Genomic DNA, 25680 nt, shown 5'->3' on the forward strand with positions numbered 1-25680 from the left:
CCGACAGGTTCTCGGTCAGCTCTCCACCTTCGGGATTACCGGCATCAGCAGATGCGAGTCGTGCTTCGGCCCGATGTGGATGATGTGGCGACCGGCGTTGCGCGTGCGCTCGTGGCGCGCGAACGGCAGGAACGGCACGCCTTCGGCGTAGATATCTGCGCCCTTGATCGCGATCCTTAGCGTTTCTCCTGCGTGAAAAAGCGTGGAGGATGGCCAGATCTCAATGTCCACCGGCACGATTTCGCCCGGCGCCAGCCGCTGTTCGCGAACGTGGGTGTGGAACGGTTGCAGCGGCGTGCTTCGGACCGGGTCGGTTTCACGGTGACTGGCCCGAAGCCAGCCGAGCGCGACCGGTCCATCTTCGAAGAACGCATAGAAGGTCTGGCCAAGCGGCTGCCCATCGCGATCGAGTTTCTGCACCGCCACGAACAGGTCCATGTCGTCGGACCCTTCGGCCTCCACCCACAGGCGCAGGCTGGCGTGGCCGGTCAGTTCCGTGTCCGTGGCGAAACGGTGATCGAACACCGCTTCACCTTCGTTGGCATCATACGCGATCGTCGCGGGGCCATCGGGGCGATCCGCGCCCAGCGTGCCGTCGGCGCGCAGCCACAGCGGCGTCGGCACCGTGCGGGCAAGGGGCCATTCCCGTTCGGCGCGCTCCACCGCTTCGCCGTGCCGTTCGCGTACCTCGATGCGGACCGGCGGCCACGCCGCCACGGCGGTTTGCCGGCCTTTGAGGAAGTGATCAAAGAACGCTTCGCGTCGGGCCTGGCTCTGCGCCAGATAGTAGTGCGCCCACTTCTTCTGACCATGCACGTCCAGCCATTTCTGCGGACTGGACATGGCCTTGAAGGCTTCCAGCGTGCCGCGCGTGTGCAGCCCCTGGTCGGACCAGCTGGCGACGACCCACGCCGGCGTGCGGATCGCGGCGAGGTCGATCTCCTTCGAATGCCAGAAGGCATCCATCAGCGGATGGGCCTGCGCGTTTTCCCACGTGTCTTCGGTGTGGTTCAGCGAGAAGCGGATGTTGTCGGACGCGCGCGGCAGGAACCCGGTTTCCAGGATGCCGCCGTGATAGGCGAATTCGCGATACCAGTCGGTGAAGCCTTCCCACGGGTTGATGGCGGCGAGCGCGGGCGGGTTCAGCGCCGCCACCCAGAACTGGATCGCCGCCAGGTAGGACACCCCGGTCATGCCGACCTTGCCGTTCGACCAGGGCTGGTCAGCCAGCCAGTTGATCGTATCGGCGCAATCCTGAGCCTCGACCGCGCCGTTGTGGTGGAAATCGCCTTCGGACAGCCATGCGCCGCGGGGATCGACGACGATCACGGCATAGCCAAGCGCGCCCCATTTGACCGGGTCAGCCCCTTCGAACGGCGTCAGCGGCGAAAGCCATTCGGGATTCACGCCCGATCGCGGCCAGAATACCTGGTTGGACTGGGCGTGCTTGCCATAGGGGCTCCACGACAGCAGCGCCGGCAGGTCGACTTCGCCGCGCGGACCTTCCGGCCGGTAGACATCGGCGTAGATGCGCACGCCATCGCGCAGCGGGATGGCGACGTTGCGTTCGATCACCAGCCCCGCCTCGTGGCGCAGCGCGTAATCGATCGACGGCAGCGGCGGCTTGTTCGGCGCGGTGTGCGGGTCGACGCCAGGGCGCATGATCGGGGCGAAACCGGAGCCCGTCACGATCACAGCGCCACGATGTCTTGGCTGCGGACCCAGCGATAGGCGGGGTTCTGCCCGTAGATCACCGCGTGGGTGTCGCCCGGCACGGAAGGTGCCATCCCGCGCAGCCGGCCCAGTTCAATCGAGGTGGTGAAGGCATATTCGCACTGCGGCGCACATTGGTGTGGGGCGGTCACGCTCGTCCTCTCCTGCGGGCTGCATCCAGTTATTGATTAATCACCGCTGGTAGTTGTTGATATATCTACAACCTGCGCGTGACAAGACGGTTTCAGTCGGGTATTGGTCGTGTCATGGACAGGGCCACCCCGCCGGATGACGATCCGACGCTTCGCGCTTCCGAACGGCGATGGAAGCTGTTCGGGCAAAGCCATCTTCCCTATCGCATCCTGTTGCTGGCCAAGATGATCGACCGGGTCACATCGCAGCACGTGCGCGAAAAGGCGGCGATGTCGCTGGCCGAATGGCGCGTGATTTCGCACGTCGAACTGATGGGCCAGTGCAGCGCCAGCGAAATTGCGGACGCCGCTTTCGTCGACCGGGCCGAGGTCAGCCGGGCCGTGGGCGTGCTGGAAGGGCGGGGCCTGATCCAGCGCGAACCCCACCCGCGCAACCGCAAGAGCAGCCTGATTTCGCTGACCGAGGAAGGCAAGCGAATCTACGCCTCCGTGCGCGAGGAGCGCAGCGGCATGTACGAGGACTGGCTTGGCGATCTTTCGGCCGACGAGCGCCGGCAGCTCGATATCGAGCTGCGCAAGGTCATGCGCCGGGTCGTTCTCGCCAACCCGGATATTCTCTGACTCGAACAAGGCGCCACGGTCTGGTGCTTTCCGGCGGTCGGTGGCACAAGGCGGGATGCTTCCCCACACACGAGCAATCATCGCCGCAACGGCCCATGCCTTCATGTTCGGCCACAAGGTTGCCGGCGTGCATGACCACGAATCCGGACAGGATCTGCGTATCGCTGCGGAAGTGCGGGGCGATAGAATTCAGGGCAGGGATGGCGATCGATCGTCGACGTTCGGCGGGACACGGTCCGAAATCCATGATGCCGCCGACAACGCGTTCGTGTCGCTGGAGATCGACGGCCGGAACGCGCGTGGCTTTGATCGCGCGTCATCCAGCCATTATTCGCTGACGGTCACGGATCAGGTGGTGCAACTGTACGATCATTCGGCAGGCGCGTGGTTCGCCTTCAGCATCCAGATCGTTTGAGGCCGCGGATTCTGCCCTGGCGCTGATCCGCGATCGCCTGATGCCGTCTCTTTCGAACCGCACGCATCACGGTCGGGCGAACCACACGTGGACCTGGCTGGTGCCGGTGGCGTTCTCGTAGTCGGAATAACGCACGCCCGGCCAGGTCCATTCGCGGCCGCCACAGGCGCCCGCCATCATCAGGTAATGGCCAAAGCGCGCTTCGGGCACGTGCTTGAGGAATTCGGGCATGGTGTCGATGACCGAGGCATGATCGCCCCTGTAGAACCATTCCAGCCGTTCGAGATCGGCCTCGCGCGCTTCCGGGCGGCTGATGTGGATCGGGTCGGAGGCCTCGTGGAGATGGAGTACGGACAGCGGCCAGAAGCGGTGGCTCATCGATCCGCTGGCCAGCAGCAGCACGCGGCGGTCCGACGCGGCAATGGCCTGGCCGATGCCCTGGCCGACGGCAAGGAAATCGGGCGTTTCGCCGGTCTGCGCGCAGCTCACCGAAAGCCATTCCTCGCCCGCGTGCAGATAGTGGGCGAGGTTCACCGTGGGATAATGGATCGGCAGGCAGGGATCGGCGATCGCGTTGGTGCGCACGCCGCAGGCGGTGGCGCGTTCCGCGATGGCACCGGCGAGAGCGGGATTGCCTTTCAGGTCATAGGGCACCTGGCTCATCCCGCGCGGCAGTTCGTCCGAGGTAAACAGGCCGGTGCGGTGCTCCTGCCCGCTGACGCAGAATTCGACGGTGGTGAACCAGTGGGAATCGAGCACGATCACCGTGTCCGGCCGGATCGCGTCCATCACTTCGCTGCGGAAGCGGTGCAGGCCGGGAACGAGGCTGATCTCCTTGCCCTCATTCAGTTCGTAGCGGTCTTCCTGCGACAACATGATGGTGGGGGCGTGGGCCAGCAGCGCGGCACCGACGATTTCTCCCATGGGGCAATCCTTTCCGTATGAACGCGCCGTTCCGCGCGTCAAATCACCATGCTTCTTTCCGGTAATCAGGCCCGCGCAGCTTGGCCGTTTTGGCCAAGTCGGGGCGGGGGACCGTTCCTATCGTCAGGAGCATGGAAACTTATCCGTTCTCCCGCTCGCAAGACGCCTTCGTCGACCTGTCATCGCAGGATGCCTTCAACGAAGGCGCGCCTTTCGCCACCTTCGACCGGCTGCGCCGGGAAGACCCGTTCGCGTGGACGGACATGTCCGATGGCGGGAAGGGCTTCTGGAACGTGGTGCGCCACGCCGATCTGCTGGAACTGAACCGGCAGCCCGATCTCCTTTCGTCGGCCAGCGGCATCCGCATGGAGGATCAGTCGCCCGAGGAATACGAAGCGCGCAAGACCTTCCAGGAAACCGATCCGCCGCAGCATCGCGCTTTCCGCGCGCTGGTTTCCAAGGCCTTTTCGCGCTCGACCGTGGCAGGGTACGAGGAAGCGATCCGCCGCATCGTGACCGAACTGCTCGACGAGGCGCTGGAAGCCGGCGAATTCGACGCGGTCGATTCCATCGCCCGGCGACTGCCGATGCAGATGCTGGCGCAGATCATGGGCGTACCCGCCGACGATGCCGCCTGGCTGGTGGAAAAGGGCGATGCGCTCATTTCCAATTCGGACCCCGACTATACCGACTTCGTGATCGACAAGGTCGATACCGACGAATACCGGCTGCTGCCGTTCCGTTCGCCGGCGGCGGTCGAGCTGTTCGACTACGCCAACGATCTGCTCGACCGGATGGACGCAGGCGAGCAGATCGGCGTGCTGAATCTGGTGCGCGAGGAAACCAGCCACGGCACGCGAATGCCGCGCGACGAGTTCCGCAACTTCTTCTGCCTTCTGGTCGCGGCGGGGAACGACACTACCCGCTATTCGATCGCGGCGACGCTGCATTCGCTGGCGAACAACCCGGCCCTGCTGGCGCAGCTGCAGCAACCCGATTTCGCGCTGTGGGACGAAGCGACCGACGAGATGATCCGCTGGGCGTCGCCCACCTCGCACTTCCGCCGCACCGCCACGCGTGATTTCGATTTCCACGGCAAGACGGTGAAAGCCGGGGACAAGGTGATCATGTGGTTCCTTTCGGGCAACCGCGACGAGACCGCGATCCCCGATCCCTACCGGCTCGATCTGACCCGGCCGCGCAACCCGTTCCTCTCGTTCGGGCAGGGCGGGCCGCACATCTGCCTCGGCATGTGGCTGGCCAAGCTGGAAGTGAAGATCGTGCTGCAGGAACTGGCGCGGCGGGTGAAGGCGATCGGGCAGACGGCCGATCACCGCTATCTGCGGTCCAACTTCATCCACGGAATCAAATACCTGCCGGTCAGGGTCGAAAGAAAATGAGGGCACCTGCGTGAACAGAATAGTGCCTGGGGAGATTGCAGCCATGACCGAACTCGCCGCCGGCGATCGCGTGAGAATCCTGTTCGCCGACCAGCTCAATCTGGCGCGCGGCAAGTACGTTCCTTCCAGCGAGGCGCGTAAGGGCCACGCGCGCCTGTGTGTTGGAACCTATGCGGTTACATATAGCAAAGCTCTTGTACCAGCGCCAGGCGGCGGCCTGCTCGATGGCTTGCCCGACATGGAAGCGCGGTTCGATGCCAACGATCTGCGCCCGGGCTGGGAAGCCGGCACCCAGATCGCGCTGGCCGACCTTCATTTCCAGGGGGCGCCGTTTCCGCTGTGCGGGCGCAGTGCGCTCAAGCGCGCGATCGACGGCTGGCGCAAACACGGGCTGGAACCGATGGTCGGCATGGAACTGGAAGCCTATATCTTCCAGCGCGGCCCGAACGGCGAATGGGTGCCCTATGAAACGCCGGGCGCCTTCGTCTATGGCACCGGCCCGTTCACCGATCCCGCCGGGCTGATCGACGATATCTGGGCCATGGCCGCGCGCTGCGGGTTGCCGATTGAATCGATCAACGCCGAATTCGATGCGCCGCAGTTCGAACTGACGCTGCGCTATGCCGACGCGCTGCGCGCCGCGGACGACGTGTTCCTGTTCCGCCAGATGGCGCGCGAACTGCTGATCCGGCGCGGCTACCTGCTGTCGTTCCTGCCCAAGCCCTTCGCCGAAAAGAGCGGTAGCGGGCTGCACTTCAACATCAGCTTCACCGAGCATTCGGGCCGCAACGCCTTTGCCGACGATGTCGCGAACGGCGAACCTTCCAGGCTGATGGCGGGCTGCATCGCCGGCCTGTTGCAGCACCACGAGGCGCTGGCGGCGATCATGGCGCCGCTGACCAACAGCTATGCGCGGCTGCAACCGGCCAGCCTCTCGGGCTACTGGGCGAACTGGGGCATCGATCACCGCTCGGTCACCGTGCGCGTTTCGGCGGAAACCGGCGCGGCGGCGCGGATCGAGCATCGCCTGGCCGATTGCGCGGCCAGTCCCTATTTCGCGCTGGCAGCGGCCTTGCAAGCGGCGTTGCTGGGCTACGAGAAGGGTTATGAACTGCCCGCGCGCGAGACCAACGACGGGCTGGAAACCACGGTCACCGACCGGCACACGCCGCATTCGCTGCCCGAAGCGCTCGATGCGCTGGAAGCCGATACGGTTCTGACCGAAACGCTCGGGACCGAACTCGTCGCCAATTTCATCGCGATCAAGCGGCAGGAAGTGCTCGAACTCGAAGGCAAGTCCGAAGCCGAGCAGATCGCCTACTACCTGCACTTCATCTGAGGGTCCTGCCGATCATGCGTGAGCGCGTTTCCATCGAAGGCGTGGATGTCTCGCCCGATCACTTCATCGATGGCCGCCGGGTCGCGTCGGCCGAAACCTTTGAAACGCGCTGCCCGTTTGACTGGGATCGCAAGCTGGCGGACGTTTCGCGCGGGGACGCCGGCACCGCCGCATTGGCGGTCGATGCCGCCACGCGCGCGTTTCCGGTCTGGTCAGCCATGCCGGCGGCGGAGCGCGGGGCGATCCTGCATCGCCTGGCCGATCTGATCGATGCCAACATCGAACGGCTGGCGATCGTGGAATGCATGGACATCGCCATGCTGCACGAAAGCCTGCGCCTGCGCGTGATCGCGCGCGGCGCGCTGAATTTCCGCAACTACGCCGATCTCGCCACCGATTATCGCGAGCGCGTGTGGTCCTCGCGCGGCACGGCCAACCGGGTGATCCGGATGCCGTCCGGCCCTTCGGTGATCATCACGCCGTGGAACGCGCCGTTCATGCTGTCCACGTGGAAGTGCGCGCCGGCGCTGGCGGCGGGCAACACGGTGATCCTGAAACCCGCCGAATGGTCGCCGCTATCGGCCTCGGTGCTGGCGGACCTCATCGAGCAGGCGGGCTTCCCGCCGGGCGTGTTCAACATCGTGCAGGGCTTCGGCCGCGATCTGGGTATGGCGCTGGTCAGCGATCCGCGCGTCAAGCGCATCAGCTTCACCGGCTCGGTGCCCACCGCGCGGGTGATCGGCCGTGCCGCCGCGGAAAACATCGTGCCGTTCACCGCCGAGCTTGGCGGCAAATCGCCGCTGCTTGTCTTTGCCGACTCCGATATCGATGCGGCTGCGAAGAAGGCGGCGGGGCAATACGATGACAGCGGCCAGGTCTGCATGGCCGGCACGCGCATCATCGTGGAGGAGAGCGTGCGCGAGCCCTTCCTCGAACGCTTCCATGCCTATGCCGATGCCCATGTGCTGGGCGACAGCCGCGATCCGGCGACGACGATGTCGGCGCTGATCCACCCCGACCATGTCGCGCGGGTGATGGGCTTTATCGACCGCGCGCGCGCGGCCGGCGATACGATCGTGCGCGGCGGCAAGCTGTGGCGCGAAGGCGCGAACTTCATCGAACCGACGCTGATCGTGCCGCGTTCCAACGATAGCGAAGTGGTGCAGAACGAAGTGTTCGGCCCGGTGCTGACGTTCCAGACCTTCAAGACTGAAGAGGAAGGCGTCGCGCTGGCCAATTCCACCGCCTATGGCCTGTCCGGCATCGTCTATACCGGCGATGCCGCCCGCGCCGAGCGTGTGGGCCGCGCGGTGCGCGGGGGCACGGTCTGGGTCAACACCTTCCTGGTGCGTGATCTGACCGCGCCGTTCGGCGGCATCGGCATATCGGGCCTGGGACGCGAAGGCGGCGACTACGCGCTCGATTTCCACTCCGACCTCAAGACGCTGCAGATCCTGGAGGGCAGCGTCTGAGGCGCTGGTCTGCCCCATTGTTCGATTGCAAGAGAAAGGCTCCCGCTCCATCCGGAACGGGAGCCTTTCTCGTATGCGTCCGCAATGGGCAGCGTCCTGTCACACCCGGTTGCGCCGCCGGAGCGTGGTTCCCGCCTTCCACGAAACGCCCACTTCGTGCCAGTAGCCGGCGATCTTTTCCTGCGGCGCGATGTCGAGCAGTTCCTCCACCGGGGAATCGAACAGCGACAGGTCGAAATCGCCCTTGAAGCAGCGGCCGAAGTCGACGTCGTAGCTTGCCATCGTCACCACTTCGTCGAGGCTGTCGGTGCCGTCGGTTTCGATCGAGGGCATCCAGCGGTTGTGTGCCATGGGCAGGCCGTTGACGAAGCCCGGCTTCTCCGCCGTATCGGTGATGGTGAAGCGGCCTTCCGCCAGGCGCCGGTCGAATGCCGCCAGCGTCACGCCGAACGTGCCGCCCGGCTCCAGCCGGGGGCCGGCCTTGCCGACCACCACCGGGCGGCTCATGTGGATCGAACCGAGCTTCTTGGGATAGCCCTGGTGCTGCCCGCGCAGCACCGCGAATTCCTTGTCCACCCAGATGTAGATGCAGCGCGAATAGTGCTTGCCCTCGAACTTGCAGCGGACGACGAAGAACATCTCCTTGTACTGCACGCGCACGGGATCGAGCAGGTGGCCCGGCTCCTCGCTCACGCTCTGCCAGTCGGCCCAGATCGCGGCGACGGCGCCAGGGTCCTCGTCGGCCGGTTCGAAGCCATCGGGAAGCAGCGCCGCAACCCGGGCGGGGTCGGTCCGGTATTCCAGCGTGATCAGCTCGCCCGAATAGTGCCACGGCACCGGCGGCACGATCGATGCCTTGCCCGATGGCGTGCGCGGATAGAACAGACCCTTGAGACCAGACATGACGACTCCCCGTGGCGATTGCGGCGGTTCTATGCCGTGCCGCCGGGCGCAACTTGGCCAACTCGGCCAATCCCGCCCGGCCGGCATGTCGCTAAAGCCGGTGTAACAGCCAGGGAGTTCCTCATGACCGTCGAGTACCGCCGCATCCTTCTGGATGGCTATCCGATCCTCACCACCCGCGAAGGCGATCTGCTGGTGACGCGCGATGGCCGCTCGATCGGGGTGGACGATGCGGTGCATCTGCCGCCCTGCAACCCCAGCAAGATCGTGTGCGTCCACCTGAACTACCACAGCCGGGTCGACGAATTCATTACCAAGCTGCCGGCCGCGCCCACCTATTTCCACAAGCCGCCCACGGCGCTGAACACGCACAAGGGCGATGTCGTCCGCCCCGAACGCTGCAAGTGGCTGAACTACGAAGGCGAGATCGCGATCGTCATCGGTCGCACCTGCCGCAACATCGCGCCGTCCGAAGCGGGCGACTATATCGCCGGCTACAGCGTGGCGAACGATTACGGCCTGCACGATTTCCGCGATACCGATGCCGGATCGATGCTGCGCGTGAAGGGATCGGATACCCTTTGCCCGATCGGCCCCGGCCTGGTGACCGGATGGGATTTCCACGACAAGCGCATTCGCACGTACGTCAACGGCGAGCTTCGGCAGGACGATACCACCGCCAATATGGAATGGGACATGCACTATCTGGTCGCCGACATCGCGCGGACGATCACGCTGGAGCCGGGCGACGTGCTGCTTTCGGGCACGCCGGCGAACAGCCGCCCGGTGCAGCCCGGCGATCTCGTGGAGGTCGAGGTCGAGGGGCTGGGGCGCCTGGCCAACCGGATCGTCCATGGACCCACGCCGATCCGCGACGATTGCGGCGCGCAGCCGACCGAATCCGAGGAAGTCATCTCCACCGCGATGGGCGGCGACTGGGAGTTCCGGGGCAAGCGCGCGGCGGGCGGACAGGGCGCGCAGTTCTACGAATCCCGCCTGGACGAGAAGAAGTAGGCGCGCGATGGCCGACACCACCCGGTTCTACATCGGCGGCCGCTGGGTTGCGCCGCACGGGGCCGACCGCGCGCCCGTCATCAACCCGGCGGACCTTTCCACCGTTGCCGAAGTCGCGCTGGGCAATGCCGACGATGCCGAAGCCGCGATCGCGACGGCGCGCGCGGCGTTCGGTTCGTGGTCGCAGGTGCGGCCGGCCGAACGGCTGTCGCTGATCCGGGCGATCCATGAAGCGCTGATCGCCCGCAACGACGAGATCGCGGACGCGATCTCGGCCGAGATGGGTGCGCCGCAAGGTCTGGCCCGGCGGGCGCAGGCTCCATCGGGACCGCAGCACTTTGGCGAGATCATCCGCGTGATGGAGACGTTTGCGTTCGAGGAGCCGCTCGGCACCACGTTGCTGCGGCACGAACCGATCGGCGTCTGCGTGCTGATCACGCCGTGGAACTGGCCGATGAACCAGATCGCGACCAAGGTCGCCCCGGCGCTGGCGGCGGGCTGCACGATGGTGCTCAAGCCCAGCGAACTGGCGCCGATCGACGCCGCGATCCTGGCGGAGGTGATCGACAGTGTGGGCGTGCCGCCCGGCGTGTTCAACCTCGTCCACGGCACCGGACCGGGCATTGGTGACGCGCTGACGCGGCACCCGGACGTGGACATGGTCTCGTTCACCGGATCGACCCGCGCAGGCGTGGCGATCTCAATGAATGCCGCGCCTACGGTCAAGCGCGTGGCGCTGGAACTGGGCGGGAAGTCCGCCAATATCGTGCTGCCCGATGCCGATCTGGCAAAGGCGATCCCTGCCAGCGTGCGCGGCTGCATGGGCAACAGCGGGCAGAGCTGCAATGCACCGACGCGCCTGCTTGTCCCGCGCACGCGCCTTGCCGAAGTGCACGCGCTGGCCGCGCAGGCGGCTAATGCGCTGAGCGTGGGTCTGCCCGCCAGTGATCCGTTCATGGGGCCGATCGCCAACGCGGCGCAGCACCGCCGCGTGGTGGGCATGATCGAGCAGGCGATCGCGGAAGGCGCGACGCTGCTCGCGGGTGGGCCGGAGTGCCCGGAGGAACTGAAGCCGGGCCTGTTCGTGCGGCCGACCGTGCTGGGCGACGTCACCCCCGCCATGACCGTCGCGCGCGAGGAAGTGTTCGGCCCGGTCCTGTCGATCATCGCCTACGACACGGTGGAGCAGGCGGTGCAGATCGCCAATGACACGCCCTATGGCCTGTCCGGCTATGTCTGGGGCGCCGATCTCGACGCGTGCCGCGATGTCGCCGCGCGGCTCCGCACGGGCATGGTCCACCTCAACGGCGCTTCGCTCGACAGCGCCGCCCCGTTCGGAGGCTACAAGATGTCCGGCAACGGCCGCGAATGGGGCGTTTACGGACTGCGCGAGTTTCTGGAAGTCAAATCGGTCTATGGCGGGGCCGCCTGACCGCAAACGATACGGGAAAAGGGGGCTATGGTTGGAGTGAGCGTGGAGAACCGCGCCGGCGAGGTCCGGACCATCGACGCGGGCGAAGGCCTGTCGCTGATGGAAGCCTTGCGCGAAAGCGGTTTCGGCGAGGTCATGGCGCTGTGCGGCGGGTGCTGCTCCTGCGCGACGTGCCATGTCGTGATCGACGATGCCTACACGGGGTTGCTGCCCGCGATGTCGCCTGACGAGAACGATCTGCTCGACAGCGTGGACGATCGCGCTTCCGGGTCGCGCCTTTCGTGCCAGATTCCGCTGGTTTCGGCGCTCGACGGCATTCGCGTGAGGCTTGTGGCGGAAGGCTAGTCCTTCGGCAGGAAGCGCAGCGACAGGCCGTGGTAGAGCTTTTCGTGGCTGATCGTGCTGGCCGCGAAATCGCCGATCAGCGCGGCGGCGAGCAGCGGCATCATCAGGCCCCGGCTGGCGGTCGTCTCTGAAATGATGATCACCGCCGTGAGCGGCGCGCGGACCACGCCGCTGAAATAGGCGACCATGCCCAGCAGTACCACCGCGCCTGCCGGATAGCCCGGCAACAGGCTGCGCAGCATGTCGCCGATCCCCGCCCCGATCGAGAGCGAAGGCGCGAAGATGCCGCCCGGCAGGCCGGAAATGGCCGTGGCCAGCGTCGCCGCGAACTTGGCCGCGCCAAACCACAGTGGCACGTCGCGGCCCTCGATCACGCTGCGCGCCGCCTGATAGCCGGTGCCCCAGGTCAGGCCCGTCGCGACGCCGAGACCGGCGACGACCAGCCCGCAGCCCAAAGCCAGCAGCAGCGGCCGCGCGCGCAGCCAGGCCATCGGCGCGAAGCGCGTCGATCCGGCCGACAGCATCAGGTGCGAGAAGCAGCCACCGGCAAGGCCGCCCAGCACGCCCGCCACCGGTGTCGCGACGAGCGCCTGCGTGACGTTCAGCGTCTGGCGCATCTCGCCGAAGTAGACGTAGTCGCCGGCCAAGCCCAGGCTGACCATGCCCGCGATCAGCACCGTCGCCATGACCAGCAGCGTGGTGCGCTGTTCGTAGGCGGCAGCCAGTTCCTCGATCGCGAAGGCTACGCCCGCCAGCGGGGTGTTGAACGCCGCGGCAACACCCGCCGCGCCGCCCGCGATATAGACCGAAGCGCGCAGCGGCACCCGCATCAGCCGGTGTGAATAGCCCATGATCGCGGCGGCGATCTGCACGGTCGGCCCTTCGCGCCCCACCGAAGCCCCGAACAAAAGCGCGCCGATCGTCAGGAAGAACTTCACAATCGCCGTGCGCCCGGAGACGAGACCGCCGAGCGCCGCCTCGGGGTCCTTGGTCGCGGCCATGACCTGGGGAATGCCCGATCCCTTGGCCGCCGGTGCAAGGCGCAGGGTCAGCCAGGCGAAGGCGACGAACCCGGCGGGCGTGAGCACCAGCGGCATCCACCACCAGCGCGCGACGATGCCCTGAAAGCCCTCGTTTGCCCTGTCGGCCAGGGCGGCGAACAGCAGCGCGATCAGCCCGATGAGGATGCCGCCGCCCAGCAGCGCCACGCGCCGCCGCCAGATGAACGCTTCCGGCCCGTGGCGGCGCAGCAGAATGCGGACCCGCCGGGGAAGAAAGCGCTGGAGGGGATTCACGACAAGGGCCTTTCCGTTGCCGGCGGCCATCAACGGGTGGAGCCGCCTTGCATTCGCATGGCTCTATGCGGGCGATGGCGGGGGAATGTCCACCCGGCAGGTTGGCATGGGATGATTTTACAGGGCTTTGGCTTCAGCGATCGGGGTGCCGCAGCAGGCCCGCTTGACTCCAGCGCGCGAGCAATTCGCCCGCCAGCGCAAGACCGTGGTCCGCTCCCAGCGCGTCCACCAGTTCCTCGCACATCGTCTCGAAGCGCAAGCTAGTGGCGAGGCGGGGCAGCAGGGCCGTCTCCTGCGCATCCATAAGCTGGAAGCAGCATGTGAAATCCTGCCGCCACAGGATCAGTGCGCGAACGTCGCCGCCATGGTCGGCGGGAGGCGGCGCTTCCTCGCGGTTCAGCGCGGCCCAGATATCGGCCGCGTTGGTGGAAAGCGTGAGGAAGGTTGCCGAGGGGACGAGCCGCAGCGTGGCCGTATCCCATGCCACGTCCGGGATGTCGGCCAGCGAGAGCGCCGGGGCGTCGGGCGCGACGAAAGCCTCGGACAGGGCCAGTTCCAGCCGGGCGAGGTCTGCCGTTTCGGGCTGGTCCGGAAACAGCGCGGCCAGCGTGCCCGGCAGGCCTTCGGCATATTCGTCGAGTGTCCAGCTGTGCGGGGGCACCGCATCGACATGATGGGCGGCCGCGCTGCGGAAAGCGTCCACGCCGATCAGGGTCAGCGTCTGCGGATAGCTCGCTTCCAGGCAGTCCATCAACTGCGCGCGATAATTGTTCTGGTAAACCGAAAGACCGCGCCGGTCGGCTAGCGGCAGGCGCTCGGCGGCGCATTCGTCCGCTTCGGCCAGCCACCGGCAGAAATCGGCCTGCATCGCGCCCAGCCCGGTCGCGTTCGGCCTGGTCGCGATCAGGCCCATGCCACGCTTCCATTTCGCGCGATCGAGCGGGCGACATCCAGTTCGTCGAGGAGATCGGCGAGCGGCGGGATGTTGTCGTCCCGCTCGATCATCACGGCAACGTCGGTGCCGAGCTTGCGCATCACCGTTCCGAACAAGGCCCAGACCGGATCGGGCACGGGCTGGTCGTGCGTGTCGATCAGCAGTTCGCGGCCCTGCGTGTGGCCGGCGAGATGGATTTGGCGAACCTGATCCAGCGGCACGCCCGCGATGTAGGCATGGGCGTCAAAGCCGTGGTTCACCGCGCTGACGTGAATGTTGTTCACATCGAGCAACAGGCCGCAGCCGGTACGCTGGCACAGCGCGGCGATGAATTCCCACTCGCTCATCTCCGCGCCGGTGAAGGCGAGGTAGCTGGACGGGTTCTCGATCACCAGCGTCCGCCGCAGAATGTCCTGCGCCTGTTCGACGTTGCGGCACACCACGTCCAGCGCTTCTTCGGTATAGGGCAGGGGCAGCAGGTCGTGCGAATTGAACCCGCCGGTGCGCGTCCAGCAAAGGTGATCCGAAACGAGCATCGGCTCCACCTCGTCCGCCAGCGCCCTGAGCCGCAGGAGGTAGTCGCGATCAATCCCGTCGGCGGACCCGATCGACATCGAGACGCCGTGCAGCGCCACGGGATGCTTTTCGCGCACCCGGCGCAGCACGTCGCGCGGGCGCCCGCCAGGGACCATGAAGTTTTCGGAAATGACCTCGACAAAGTCGACCGGAACGTCGCCTTCCAGAAAGTCATGGTAGTGCGGCTTGCGCAAACCCAGCCCGAAACGGGGAGAGAGGGGAGGTGTCATGAGGGGCGCTCTGGCAGGGTTGGTGCGGACCCGCCGGCCGCGCGCGAACGCGCGACCGGCACAGGCCGCAAATCAGCGCGGAGCGGTCAGGCTGCCGCCGGCCTTGGTGCATTCGGCGGCGGTCGTGTCCTTGAAACCCTGACCCTTGCAGTCGTTCATGCCCTTGCAGTCATGGTTGCCCGACTTGCAATCGGACTGGCCCTTGCAGGCGTTGATGCCATAGCAGGCGACCTTGGGCGCTTCGTGGTGCTTGGCCAGCGCGGGCGTGCTGCCGGCCATCGAGGCGGCGGCGATCAGGGCGGCGGTGGCGGCGAAGCTGATGCTCTTGGTGGACGCTTTCATGGTATTCTCCTGAAGACTTGCCTGAGTGGCAACGGTACTTCGGGCGACTGGCTGCGACGGTTACAGATTTTGCGAGTCACCACCGCAGTAATTTCGGCCCCAGCATCGCCCCCGTCAACGCCGCCAGCGCGATACCGAGCGAATACCAAGTCAGCACGAAAATCGCCGAAACTTCCGGGCAATGCAGGCAATAGAGCGTGGCCGCCCAGGCGCCCGCCGTGAGGCCGGCGGTGGCGCCCGCCGCGCGCAGCCGCGTGGGGGCCAGTCGCCGGAACGACCAGAGCAGCCCGCCGAAAATCGGGATCGCCAGCAGGAATACGTTGCGCGAACAGATCTTCCAGCTCGCGCCCAGCCACATCGCCATCCATTCGGACGATGGCGTCTTGGCCATTTCCGCAATGCTGATCGCCGCAAGGCCCGCCACCGGCAGGGCCATGATCCACAGCCAGCCGAGCGCCGCGCCGTCGGGCCGGCCCAGCCGCGCGGTCGCCAGTGTCGCGCAGAGGGCCAGGGACGCGGTGTAGAGCCACTTCATCCAGAATGCGCCGCCATGCATGGCGATCCAGAGATCGGGCCGGAAGCCCAGCCATGCGCCGACGGCGAGCAGAGTCCCCCCGCCCCCCAGGATCAAACCGGCGATCAGCCTCCGGCGCAAGGCATGGCGCGGCATGGGTTTGACGTCCTTCGTCAGGCTGTCGATAAGGTCGTCGGTGTTCATTTCAATGTGTCCCTGACCCGTGCGGCGAGCGCTTTCAGCCCGCGATGCACGGATACTTTCACGTCGGATTCGCCCATGGCGTGCCGAGCGGCGGCTTCGGCCGTACTGAGTCCGTCGATCCGCGTGGCCCGGATCGCGGCCGCCTGTTTGGCCGGGATGGTATCGAGCAGGCGGGAGACGTCCGAGCGGGCGTTGCTGGCGTCCTCGAAGCCTTCGACGACTAGAATGTCCTCCAGTCCCTCGATCGCGCACGTCCGCCCGGTACGCCTGAAGCTGTCGATCATCTTGTAGCGCGCGATCGCGAAAACCCAGGCCATCAGCGGCCGAGCGGGATCGTATGTGATGCGCCGCTGGTGAACCGCGATCAGTGTTTCCTGGACAAGATCTTCCACATCGTCCTCGCGCCCGCTCATCCGGCGGCGATAGAACTGGCGCAGCACTGGCAGCAGCCCGCGCAACAGCAACTGGTGCGCGGCCGCATCGCCGTCCAGCCCGCGTGTCATCCACGCCTTCAGTTGATCTTCGCTTGCCTGCATGTGCGTTTCCCGAAGCCGTTTCGGGGCGGATGGGCCGATGGTTACAACCGGACAGGCGATCCGGCAAAAATTTTCCCGGCCGATGATCCGTAACCGGAACGCGTCCCTGATCGAAATGCGATGGTCGGACCTGATACGGCCGGTGGATCAACGAAAACCCGCAAAGGAGAATGAACCATGAAAATCACGCACGCAGCCCTGGCTGCCGCCATCGCCATCGGCGCCAGCACCGCTGTCAGCGCAGCGGACGCGCCGCAGATGGAAAAGTGCTACGGCGTGGCCAAGGCCGGCAAGAATGACTGCAAGGCCGGCGCCGGCACCAGCTGCGCCGGAACCTCGCGCGTCGACTATCAGGGCGATGCCTGGAAGCTGGTGAAGGCTGGCACCTGCACGCACATTCGCACGCCAAAGGGCTTCGGGTCGCTAACCCCCCGTACCTGAAGCTCCTGCCCGGCCGGTTGACTTGCCCCCGTTCCTCACCGGCCGGGCCCTTCCTTTTGCCTGGGAGACGGCTCATGAACCCTGAACGCAAATCCGGCTTAGGCGGCCTTGTCGCGCGGATCGGCAGCGACGACGTGCTGCTCCTGCTCGACCGGCTCGCGATCGCTCCGGTCTTCTTCCTGTCGGGCCGGTCGAAGGTGGAAGGCCTGTTCACGATCACTGACGGTACATTCGAGCTGTTCCGCAGCGAATATGCGCTGCCCTTGCTGCCGCCGGTGCTGGCGGCGTGGATGGCCACGATCGCCGAACACCTGTTCTCGACCATGCTGGTCCTTGGCCTCGGCACGCGCATCGCCGCGTTCGGCCTGCTGGGCATGACGGCGGTGATCGAGATCTTCGTCTATCCCGATGCCTGGCCCACGCACCTGAGCTGGACGGCGCTGCTGGTGCCGCTCGTCTTGCGCGGAGGCGGACGCTTCTCGCTCGACGGCTTGCTCACCAGATCGCGGGCCGCAAGCTAAAAAGCTCGGCTCGTCGTTTCGCACATAATTCCATGCGCCGGGCCTTATAGACAGGCGAGCGTCGCGGCGGGATACCCGGCGGAGAGAACCGGGAGAGAACGAGTGGCGACGGTGGCGATGGTATCGTCCATGAGCGAGGCGGAACGGGCCGCGAGTCAGGAAGTAGCAGCGTGCCGCCGTTTAGGCGGTAAAGTCTCCTTGATCTCCAGCCGCCGGCATCGGCATGGAGCGTGATGGGCGCACGGCGGCGGCGCCCGCGCGCGCCGGTTTTGATGCCTGGTGGACGCTGACGGTCGTCTCGTCGCTTTACGTGGCGAGTTACCTCAACCGCTTCATCGTCACCATGGTCGTGCCGGACATGAAGGCGAGCCTGCTGCTCAGCGACTTCCAGGTCGGCATGATCCTGGGGCCTGCCTTCGCCGTGTCCTATGCCGTGGCGGGCGTGCCACTGGGATGGCTCGCGGATCACTATTCGCGCCGGATGGTGATTCTGGGCGGCACCATCCTGTTCGCGGCGGCGACTGCCGCGTCCGGCCTTGCCGGCTCGTTCGTGGCGATGCTGGCATTGCGCATATGTGTGGGCATCGGCGAATCCTCGCTGTCCCCGGCGGCCCTTTCGCTCATCGCCCAGAAATTCCCGCGCGAACGCCTGACCACGGCTATCTCGGTCTTTTCGATGGGGCCCAAGATGGGCACCGCCTTCGCCTTCGCGCTGGGCGGGATCATCGTGGGTGGCGCGGCCTATGCCACGCGCACCTTGCCGACCTTGCACGCTGTCGAGCCGTGGCGCCTGGCCTTCGCGATCACCGCCATACCGTCGCTGTTCATCGGCTTGCTGTGCCTGACTTTCCGGGAGCCAGGGCATCCCGACGCGGCGGCCGGACGAACAGGGAATGCGGATGACAGCGTGCTGCGGTTCCTCGTGGCGCAACGCCGGCTGATGGTTCCCATGCTGGCCGGGTTCGGTCTGTTGCTGATTTGCGGCCAAAGCCTGATTTCCTGGGTTCCCTCGTATCTCCAGCGACAGTTCCATTGGGAGCCGGTCAGCTACGGCCCGGTGCTCGGCCTGATCAGCACCGTCGGGGCCGCCTCGCTGGTGGTCAAGGGCATGATCATGGACCGGCTGTTCGCGCGGGGCATTCGCGATATTCACATCCGCTTCTACACCTGGCTGCTGATCGCGACGTGCCCGATCACGGTGGCGGCCTTTCTGGTGCAAGGCCGCGTGGCGTTCGTGCTGTGCTATGCGGTGGCCGGCGTTATCACCATTCCCTGCCTGGCCTACGCCTCGGTGGCGATCCAGATGATCGCGCCGCCGACGTTGCGCGGCCGCGTCTTTGCCCTGTTCTCGATACCGCTTGCCTTGCTGGGCGGCCTCGGCCCCCCTTTGGTCGGCGCGATCACCGACTACGTGTTCCATGATGAAGCGCGGTTGGGCTGGGCATTGAGCATCCTGCTGGGGACGGCCATCCCGCTTGCGATCGTTGCCTTGCGCGTGTGTCTGCCCGCCTTGCGCCAAGCGATCGATGCCAACGAGCCGTCGAGGTGAGCACGGTTGACGTGGATATATCAACCTTGACGTTGATTTATCCATATGAAATCCCGGGACGCGATGGATGAGGAATACATTTCGGCGGAGGAGGCGGCCGCATTGCTGGGCGTCAGCGTCACCACGCTTTACGCCTATGTCAGCCGTAAGGGGCTGCGTTCGCAACCGGTGCCGGGCTCGCGTTCGCGCCGCTACTGGCGCGACGACGTGGAAAGGCTGCGGCGCAAGGGCCGGCAACCGGCGTTCGCGCCCGGTGAATTGCAGCGCGAAAGCCGCATTACCCTGCTGACCGAGCATGGCCCCTATTATCGTGGGCGCAGCGCTGCCGAGCTGGCGGAAACATCCTCGGTCGAGGCGGTGGCGGCGCTGTTGTGGGACGTGGAGGAGGAAAAGGCCTTCACCGCCCGTGCGCCGCGCTGTCCTGCGCATTTCGTGGAGCTGGACGCCTTGCTGGCGGGCGAGCCGGCGGTCGATCGCGCGGTGGCCCATCTGCCCTTCCTGGAACACGCCAACGCCCATGCGCACGATCTGACGCCGATCGGCATGGCGCGGTCCGGGGCCGACATCATTCGCTGGCTGACCGCGATTTTCCTGCGCCGGTCCGAACCCTCGGTCCGGCCGATCCACGAGCAGTTCGGCGCGGCGTTGCGGCTTGAACCGGCGGTGACCGATCTGGTGCGGCGGTTGCTGATCCTGGGCGCGGACCACGGCTTCGAGGAGGGGACCTATGCCGTGCGCGCGGTGGCGAGCACGGGCGTTACCCCGTGGCGGTCGGTCGCGGCCGGGTTGATGATCCACGCCGGCCGCAGCAGCAAGTTCGGGCACAGTCTTGCCGCGCGGCAGTTCGTGGCGGAGACGATCGAGGCGGCGGATCCGGAAGAACCGATCGCCCGGCGGATGCGCGAGCACGAGCCGCTGCCGGGCTTCGAAAGCCGCCTCTATGCGGGCGGCGATCCGCGGGCACGCGTGCTGGTGGACTATTGCGACGCGGCGCTGGGCGATGATCCCGCCTATGCCCGGTTTCGTCACGCCTTGCGCTATGCCGAGGACGTGCTGGACCGGAAGCCCGCCTTTTCGCTGCTGTCCGCCTTCGTCACGGCGCGGATCGGCCTGGCGGGGGACGCGGCGCTGCGCGGACCAAGCGCCACCCAGTCGCCATTTCTCATCGGCCGCGCGATCGGCTGGATCGCGCACGCTTCGGAACAGTACCAGCTTGGCGAAGCCGGCCGGCGCGAACAGGTGTACAAGGGGCCGCTACCCCCCGTGGCATGATGGCAAGCAGGGGCGTAACCAAGGTTCGGCCACGCCCCTGCGCGCGCTCAATCCAGCTCGATGTCGAGCAGGCGGACATATTGCTGCCCGCAGTGCATGTCGCGCTCCACTTCGCCGCCCTGTGGAGAGGTGCGTGGGTAGGACACTTTCAGCACGTGAAGGCTGTCGACCGGGAAGTATTTCACCAGCGCGGGATCGGCACCGAACAGCCGGGCGAAGGTGTCGCCTCCCAGCGCCGGGCTGCGCGCGTACCGGGCATAGCTTTCGGCATCCTTGAAGAAGAAATCGACCGTCACCCAGTACGGGCCGGCATTCTTGGAGCGGACCAGGCGGCAAACCTCGTTGACCGTTGCCATCACGCAGCCTCCTCAAGCGCCAGATCGACCCATTCGGTGCGGACGAGCTCCATCGGATCGTCGCATTCGACCACGTGGTTGAGCCGGAACTCGTAGACCGGACCGCGCTCTATGTCCGCCGGGGTGAAGGCGAAGCCGTAGCTGGGCATTTCCTCGTGCTCGGGCATGTACATGTGGAAGAAATAGGGATTGCACGCCTTGGCGATCTGCGTGGCCATTTCCTGCGTATCGGCGGTGGCGACGAACAGCACGCCAACCTCGCGCGGGGCCGGCGTGCCGGCCGGCACCTTGTCGCCGGAAACCGCGTTCCAGCCGTAGAGGCGCAGCGAAAGGTGAAAGTCGCGGGCCGCTTCGCCCACCGCCTTGTGGACGCGATCGTACAGCACCCCCAGCATCCGGTCGTGAAACGCGTCCAGGTTGTTGAGGACCACGGGGTCCTGGATGCCGACGAGCATGACCGTCTGGAAGCGGCCGCTGGAGGCGCCCTCCAGCTTCATCGTGTAGGGCTTTGGCTCCCACACCGATCCGGTGACCTTCACCGTGCGTGGATCAATCTGGGCATAACGCGACGCGATGACGTCCAGAACGCCTCCGGGCTCGACAAGGCGGAACGGATCGCTGTTTTCGTAGAGCATATGTGCCGAGACGCTGTGCGGCGTGCAGCGGTTGGCCGTGCTGAGGGGTTCGACCTCGAAGCTGTCCCGGTCGATCCGCAGCAGCACGCCAGCGCCTTCTTCTACCTTTTCCGTGCATTGCGCGCCGCATTCGGCGATCTTGCCGGCATGCCAGCTCGGGCCGGCCGGCGCGCCTTTCCACAGCGCATAGCTGGCGATCACGGCGGTGTCGGTGGTGCGGCCGCCCAGGATGATATCCGCGCCGGCGTCGAGCGCGGCGATGTAGGGCTCTGGCCCCAAGGCGGCGACGATGTGGTCGCACGCATCTATCGTGGCGTCGTCGAGCGCGCCGAGCGGAGCCAGCGGACGAATCCGGCCCGCTGCGTTCTTCGCCTTGACCGTCGCCTTGTCCAGTTCGGAACGCAGCAGCGCGATCTTTGGCCTGATGCCCAATTCACGCGCGATCTCCACCGCGATATCGCGCGTCCAGTCCAGGTTCTTGTCACCGCCGGCCTGTCCGCTGGTGCCGATCACGATGGGGATGCCTGCCGCCCAGGCCTGCTTCATCATTATTTCCAGGTCGCGCTTCACCGACTGGCGGTTGTTCTTGGAAATGCCAAGCGCGAGATAGGCCGCGCCGCTGTCGGTCGAGCCGGCGTCCGACGCGATCACCATGGCACCCTTGGCGATGCCATAGGCAACCTCGTCCTCGCGCACGCCGGCGCCAAGCGAGCCGGCCGGGACGAGGACCGATATGGGCTTGGACGGATTGTCCTTGGGTTCTGTCATGTCATGCTTCCATCGTCAGCGGTTTGTTCGGAAAAGTCACAGGATCACGCCGGTCAGCGTGGCTGCGGCGATCAGGATCAGGGTCAGCAGCAGCGCCCATTTGAGGCCGAAGCGCTGCATCGCGCCGACATCGCACCCGAGCAGGCCAGCCGTCAGATAGACCGCCGCCACCAGCGGGCTCAGGCCATGCGTCGGCAGGCTGAGCAACGAGGCGCGGGCGATCACCGCCGGCTCCACCCCGTATTGCGCGGCGGTTTGGGCGATGATCGGGATGACGCCGAAGTAGTAGGCATCGTTCGACAGCACGAACGTCAACGGGATGCCGAGGAACGCCGTGACCACGCCAAGTTGCGGGCCCATCGCCGGCGGCACCGCGGTCATCGCGCCCTTGGCCATGGCGTCGATCATGCCGGTGCCGGCCATGATCCCGGTGAACGACCCGGCGGCAAGGATCAGCACCACGATCGGCAGCGCGTTTTCGGCATGGGCCTTGAGCCGCTCGCCCTGCAGGCGGGGCGAGGGATAGTTGAGCAGCATCGCCACCGCAAAGCCGATCATGAACGCCAGCGGCAGCGGCACCAGCCGCGCGATCGCTATGCCCAGCGTCGCCAGCGTGAGTGCCAGGTTCAGCCAGATCAGGCGGGGGCGGGCCAGCGTCATGTCGCGGGTGAATGAAAGGATCGATTCGTCGGCTTCGATCGGGTCGGTGCCGCGCGCGATCCTGCCGCGTTCGCGCCGGCCCAGGTGCCAGGCAATCCCCAGGGTGCCCAGAATGCCCGCCGCGATCGTGGGCAGCAGGGGCACGAAGACGTCCGCCGGATCGACGTGCAACGCCGCCGCCGCGCGGCCGGCCGGGCCGCCCCATGGCGCCAGGTTCATGACCGTGTTGGCGGAACCCAGGATTACCGCCAGCACCAGCGGATTCATGCCGAGCCGGCGATAGACCGGCAGGAACGCGGTGATCGTGATCAGCGCGGTGGTCGCGCCGTCGCCGTCGAGCGCCACGATCAGCGCGACGATCGCGGTGCCCAGCGCCACGCGCACCGGGTCTTCGCCGGCGAAGCGCAGCACACGGTTGACCAGCGGATCGAACAGGCCGGCATCGATCATCAGCGCGAAATAGAGCACGGCGAACAGCAGCAACGTGGCGGTAGGCGCCAGTTGCGCGATGCCGTCGACCGCCATCTTGCCCAGATCGGCACCGTGGCCGGCAAGCACGCCGAACAGCATCGGTATCAGGATCAGCGCGACCAGCGCGGTCAGCCGGCGCGTCATGATCAGGACCATGAACGTCAGAACCATCATGTAACCGAGCAGCATCAGCACGCGTCGTTTCCTTCAGCCATCACCCGGAGTGCCGCCGCCGCGCCATGGCGCAGCGGCGGCCGGGCCGCCTCGGGTGGAGAGGTGAGCCCGAAGCGCGACACCGTCAGAACCGCGCGTCCAGCGTGACGCCGAACTGGCGCGGCGGACCATACTGGACGAACTGGTAGGAGCCGCCGTTGGTCTGCCACAGGCGGTATTCCACGTCGGTCAGGTTCTTCCCCCACACGCGGGCCGAAAAGCGATCGTTGAGGTAGTAGGTCACGCTGGCGTCCCACAGCGTGCGGGAGCGCCGGTATTCGGTGTAGCTGTTGATGTTGTTGTCGTAGATATCGCTTTGATAATCCATCGTCACGGCGGCGCGCAGCCAGCCCCACGCGGCCTTGGGCGTTTGCAGCCCGATATCGGCCACCACGGCGTTCACCGGCGTCCGGCTCAGGCGATTGCCCGCGCCGTTGGTAAAGCTGGGATTGCCGTTCACGTCGAAGCCCGACGTCTGGATGTACTTGGTGAAGAACGGATGCAGGTAGGTATAGCGGACCGTCGCATCGAACCATTCGACCGGCTTGACCATGAATTCGGTCTCGATGCCCTTGATGTTGGCGTCGGCGACATCGATAGTCACGCGCTGTCCCAGCGGCCCGACACTGAGATCGGGGACCACCTTGATGGTCTGGAAGTTTTTGTAATCCATGATGAAGCCGGAGACGTTGAAGCGCAGCCTGCGGTCCCACCAGTCCGTCTTGAAGCCCACTTCGTAGTTCGTGACGCGCTCGGGCGCGGTCGGCACGCGGGCGAGCGCGGCCGTGCTGGGTTGTTCCTGGAAGGCGCCTGACTTGAAGCCGGTCGAAATCGAACCGAACGCGAAGATGTTGTCGTTGAAGCGCATGTCCGCGCCGACGCGATAGGTGAACACGCCCTTGTCGAACACGCCGGGCTGGCTGCCGGTGTCATAGTTCACGACCGGTGCCGCCGGCGTGCCGCGAATGCGACGGGCGTCGTAGGTCTTCTTTTCCTGGGTGAAGCGACCACCGGCAAAGAGCCGCAAGCCGAACCCGAAGCGATACTGCCCTTCGCCGAAGACCGCGTAGCTGTCGTTGGTGGAACGGCCGATGAAGCGGTTGACCGTGGTCGGGACGAGCTGCTGCTGCGTTTCGCGTTCGCGATAGATATCGTCGTGGTTGAAATAGAGTCCGCCGACCCAGCTCAACGGGCCGGAACCGGTGGACGAGAGCCGCGATTCCACCGAATAGGAATCAGCCTTTTCCACGCCCAGCAGCTGGATGCCGTCGGTGCCGAGGCGGTTGGCCGCATTGGTCGCCGCATTGGTACCGTCCAGATCGTTGAGGAAGCTGTAGTTCAGGGTGCGCCAGCCCACCGTGGTGGTCCAGTTCGCGAATCCCAGGACGTCGGTGGTCAGTTCGGCGCGCGCGCCGCCGGTCCGCGATTTGATGAAGCCTTGCACATCGGGGTTGGCCACGCGCGGCTTGTCGTAGTCGTCGTACCCGAACGGCGAAGCGGTGCGGAAGGGCAGGACGATAACGTTGTAGCGCGAATTGTCCGACAGGTCCTGGTTGGCGATGTCTCCCGACAGCAGCAGGTAAGTGCCCGGCGAAAGATCGACCTTGATCTGCCCGCGTGCGCTCAGCTTGTTTTCGTCGTCCAGCGGGTGCCCGGTCACGGTCTTGCGGAAGCCGTCATTGGTGACGGCGCCCAGCACGAACCGCGTCGCGATCGTGTCGGTCACGGGCAGGTTCAGCATGAGGTTGCCGTTGCGCTGGCCGTATTCGCCGAAGGTCAGCTCGGCGCTTCCTTCCGCTTCATGCACCGGCTTGTTGGTGATGAAGTTGATGGCGCCGCCGACGACGTTCTTGCCCCAGAGCGTGCCCTGCGGCCCCTTGAGCACTTCGACGCGCTCCATGTCGTAGAAATCGATGCCCAGCATGGCGCCGCGGGCGAGATAGATCCCGTCGAGGAAGGCGACCGACGACGGATCGCCACCCGCGCCCTGATTGCTGCTGCCGATGCCGCGGAAAAATGGCCGCGGCGCGGCCCGGGGATTGGCGTCGAAGTTCACGCCCGGCGTGGCCTGGGCCAACCGATCGAAGTTGGTGATACCCTTTTCGGACAATTGCTTGCCGGTGAAGGCCGTCACGGTGACAGGCGTGCTTTGCAGCGATTCCGCACGCCGGCGCGCGGTGACGATAATGTCGCCGAACGCGCCGCCGTCGGTGGCTTGCGATGCGCCGGTTTCGTTCGTGTCGGCCTGCCCACCGGCTGCCTCCTGCGCCAGAGTGGCGGACGGTGCAAATGCGATGCCCGCCGCCGTGGATGCGCGCAACAGCGCGCGCCTGAAATCGGATGTCATGGTCCCAATCCTCCCCCGCATACGGACTTTCCGCCCGTCATGCCGTGTGATGCGCTGCCGGCGCCGGTTGTGACCGGTGCCATGCA

At 66.1% G+C, this 25680-nt stretch carries 26 protein-coding genes; 12 read left to right on the plus strand and 14 right to left on the minus strand.

Annotated features, from left to right (window positions below; genetic code table 11):
• Positions 1-15: 15 nt before the first annotated feature.
• Together NMD1_RS02045 and NMD1_RS21145 are read right to left on the minus strand one after the other, a co-directional pair.
• Entirely contained in the window at positions 16-1689 is a 1674-nt protein-coding gene (locus tag NMD1_RS02045) for a CocE/NonD family hydrolase (RefSeq protein WP_125953406.1), read from the minus strand.
• Between the two features lie 2 nt (positions 1690-1691).
• Complete coding sequence (locus NMD1_RS21145) at positions 1692-1865, minus strand: hypothetical protein (protein WP_158453856.1); 174 nt, start codon at positions 1863-1865, stop codon at positions 1692-1694.
• Positions 1866-1979: 114 nt separating this feature from the next.
• On the opposite strand from NMD1_RS21145, the gene NMD1_RS02050 reads away from it, so the two are divergent.
• Entirely contained in the window at positions 1980-2486 is a 507-nt protein-coding gene (locus tag NMD1_RS02050; RefSeq protein ID WP_125953407.1) for a MarR family winged helix-turn-helix transcriptional regulator, read from the plus strand.
• Between the two features lie 55 nt (positions 2487-2541).
• Positions 2542-2901: a hypothetical protein gene (locus tag NMD1_RS02055; RefSeq protein WP_125953408.1), complete on the plus strand. Its 360-nt coding sequence runs from the start codon at positions 2542-2544 to the stop codon at positions 2899-2901.
• Positions 2902-2967: 66 nt separating this feature from the next.
• Here the strand turns inward: NMD1_RS02055 and NMD1_RS02060 are convergent, their stop codons facing one another.
• The gene (locus NMD1_RS02060) at positions 2968-3825 is read right to left on the minus strand and encodes a catechol 1,2-dioxygenase (RefSeq protein ID WP_124809428.1); all 858 of its coding nucleotides are present in this window, start codon (positions 3823-3825) and stop codon (positions 2968-2970) included.
• Positions 3826-3956: 131 nt separating this feature from the next.
• On the opposite strand from NMD1_RS02060, the gene NMD1_RS02065 reads away from it, so the two are divergent.
• From NMD1_RS02065 to NMD1_RS02075, 3 genes are read left to right on the plus strand one after another with little or no spacing between them, the layout of a single operon-like run.
• A complete protein-coding gene (locus tag NMD1_RS02065) occupies positions 3957-5225 on the plus strand; it encodes a cytochrome P450 (protein ID WP_125953409.1) in 1269 nt (422 codons plus the stop codon).
• A gap of 43 nt (positions 5226-5268) precedes the next feature.
• Complete coding sequence (locus NMD1_RS02070) at positions 5269-6564, plus strand: glutamine synthetase family protein (RefSeq protein WP_125953410.1); 1296 nt, start codon at positions 5269-5271, stop codon at positions 6562-6564.
• A 14-nt stretch (positions 6565-6578) separates the two neighbouring features.
• Complete coding sequence (locus NMD1_RS02075; RefSeq protein WP_125953411.1) at positions 6579-8036, plus strand: aldehyde dehydrogenase; 1458 nt, start codon at positions 6579-6581, stop codon at positions 8034-8036.
• A 99-nt stretch (positions 8037-8135) separates the two neighbouring features.
• Here NMD1_RS02075 and NMD1_RS02080 read toward each other — a convergent pair whose 3' ends face one another.
• The gene (locus NMD1_RS02080; protein WP_125953412.1) at positions 8136-8939 is read right to left on the minus strand and encodes an acetoacetate decarboxylase family protein; all 804 of its coding nucleotides are present in this window, start codon (positions 8937-8939) and stop codon (positions 8136-8138) included.
• 123 nt (positions 8940-9062) lie between these two features.
• Here NMD1_RS02080 and NMD1_RS02085 point away from each other — a divergent pair, with 123 nt between their 5' ends.
• The 3 genes from NMD1_RS02085 to NMD1_RS02095 are packed head-to-tail and all read left to right on the plus strand — an operon-like array spanning position 9063 to position 11730.
• Positions 9063-9953, plus strand: a complete 891-nt coding sequence (locus NMD1_RS02085; protein ID WP_125953413.1) for a fumarylacetoacetate hydrolase family protein — start codon at positions 9063-9065, stop codon at positions 9951-9953.
• Between the two features lie 7 nt (positions 9954-9960).
• Positions 9961-11385: an aldehyde dehydrogenase family protein gene (locus NMD1_RS02090; protein WP_125953414.1), complete on the plus strand. Its 1425-nt coding sequence runs from the start codon at positions 9961-9963 to the stop codon at positions 11383-11385.
• A gap of 27 nt (positions 11386-11412) precedes the next feature.
• Positions 11413-11730 (plus strand): 2Fe-2S iron-sulfur cluster-binding protein, encoded by a 318-nt coding sequence (locus NMD1_RS02095; RefSeq protein ID WP_125953415.1) that lies wholly within the window; start codon positions 11413-11415, stop codon positions 11728-11730.
• Here NMD1_RS02095 and NMD1_RS02100 read toward each other — a convergent pair.
• The 6 genes from NMD1_RS02100 to NMD1_RS02125 form a co-directional block, all read right to left on the minus strand.
• On the minus strand, positions 11727-13025 hold the full coding sequence (locus tag NMD1_RS02100; RefSeq protein ID WP_375600783.1) for a chloride channel protein: 1299 nt from the start codon (positions 13023-13025) through the stop codon (positions 11727-11729). The two genes, NMD1_RS02095 and NMD1_RS02100, sit on opposite strands and share 4 nt — an antisense overlap.
• Positions 13026-13158: 133 nt before the next feature.
• Entirely contained in the window at positions 13159-13938 is a 780-nt protein-coding gene (locus NMD1_RS02105; RefSeq protein ID WP_125953417.1) for a DNA-binding domain-containing protein, read from the minus strand.
• On the minus strand, positions 13929-14765 hold the full coding sequence (locus NMD1_RS02110) for a DUF692 domain-containing protein (protein WP_125953418.1): 837 nt from the start codon (positions 14763-14765) through the stop codon (positions 13929-13931). Before NMD1_RS02110 ends, NMD1_RS02105 begins: the two co-directional genes overlap by 10 nt.
• 72 nt (positions 14766-14837) lie before the next feature.
• Positions 14838-15107, minus strand: a complete 270-nt coding sequence (locus tag NMD1_RS02115; RefSeq protein WP_124809448.1) for a hypothetical protein — start codon at positions 15105-15107, stop codon at positions 14838-14840.
• A gap of 76 nt (positions 15108-15183) precedes the next feature.
• Positions 15184-15825, minus strand: coding sequence for a DUF1109 domain-containing protein (locus NMD1_RS02120; RefSeq protein ID WP_125953419.1), 642 nt, complete (start codon positions 15823-15825; stop codon positions 15184-15186).
• Positions 15822-16361, minus strand: a complete 540-nt coding sequence (locus tag NMD1_RS02125; protein ID WP_124809450.1) for a sigma-70 family RNA polymerase sigma factor — start codon at positions 16359-16361, stop codon at positions 15822-15824. Before NMD1_RS02125 ends, NMD1_RS02120 begins: the two co-directional genes overlap by 4 nt.
• A 177-nt stretch (positions 16362-16538) precedes the next feature.
• Between NMD1_RS02125 and NMD1_RS02130 the strand changes: the two genes are divergently transcribed.
• From NMD1_RS02130 to NMD1_RS02145, 4 genes are all read left to right on the plus strand, one after another.
• On the plus strand, positions 16539-16802 hold the full coding sequence (locus NMD1_RS02130) for a DUF2282 domain-containing protein (protein ID WP_124809451.1): 264 nt from the start codon (positions 16539-16541) through the stop codon (positions 16800-16802).
• A gap of 74 nt (positions 16803-16876) precedes the next feature.
• On the plus strand, positions 16877-17323 hold the full coding sequence (locus tag NMD1_RS02135) for a DoxX family protein (RefSeq protein ID WP_125953420.1): 447 nt from the start codon (positions 16877-16879) through the stop codon (positions 17321-17323).
• Between the two features lie 223 nt (positions 17324-17546).
• On the plus strand, positions 17547-18872 hold the full coding sequence (locus NMD1_RS02140) for an MFS transporter (RefSeq protein WP_125953421.1): 1326 nt from the start codon (positions 17547-17549) through the stop codon (positions 18870-18872).
• A gap of 45 nt (positions 18873-18917) precedes the next feature.
• A complete protein-coding gene (locus tag NMD1_RS02145) occupies positions 18918-20144 on the plus strand; it encodes a citrate synthase (RefSeq protein ID WP_125953422.1) in 1227 nt (408 codons plus the stop codon).
• A gap of 47 nt (positions 20145-20191) precedes the next feature.
• On the opposite strand, the gene NMD1_RS02150 is transcribed toward NMD1_RS02145, so the two are convergent.
• The 4 genes from NMD1_RS02150 to NMD1_RS02165 form a co-directional block, all read right to left on the minus strand.
• Positions 20192-20500: a DUF4387 domain-containing protein gene (locus NMD1_RS02150; RefSeq protein WP_125953423.1), complete on the minus strand. Its 309-nt coding sequence runs from the start codon at positions 20498-20500 to the stop codon at positions 20192-20194.
• Entirely contained in the window at positions 20500-21903 is a 1404-nt protein-coding gene (locus NMD1_RS02155) for an acyclic terpene utilization AtuA family protein (protein ID WP_125953424.1), read from the minus strand. The genes NMD1_RS02150 and NMD1_RS02155 overlap by 1 nt, the downstream gene beginning before the upstream one ends.
• 36 nt (positions 21904-21939) lie before the next feature.
• A complete protein-coding gene (locus NMD1_RS02160; RefSeq protein ID WP_125953776.1) occupies positions 21940-23223 on the minus strand; it encodes a CitMHS family transporter in 1284 nt (427 codons plus the stop codon).
• 109 nt (positions 23224-23332) lie between these two features.
• Entirely contained in the window at positions 23333-25594 is a 2262-nt protein-coding gene (locus tag NMD1_RS02165) for a TonB-dependent receptor (RefSeq protein WP_158453857.1), read from the minus strand.
• Between the last annotated feature and the right edge of the window lie 86 nt (positions 25595-25680).

Source organism: Novosphingobium sp. MD-1, from assembly GCF_001014975.1.
GTDB lineage: Bacteria > Pseudomonadota > Alphaproteobacteria > Sphingomonadales > Sphingomonadaceae > Novosphingobium.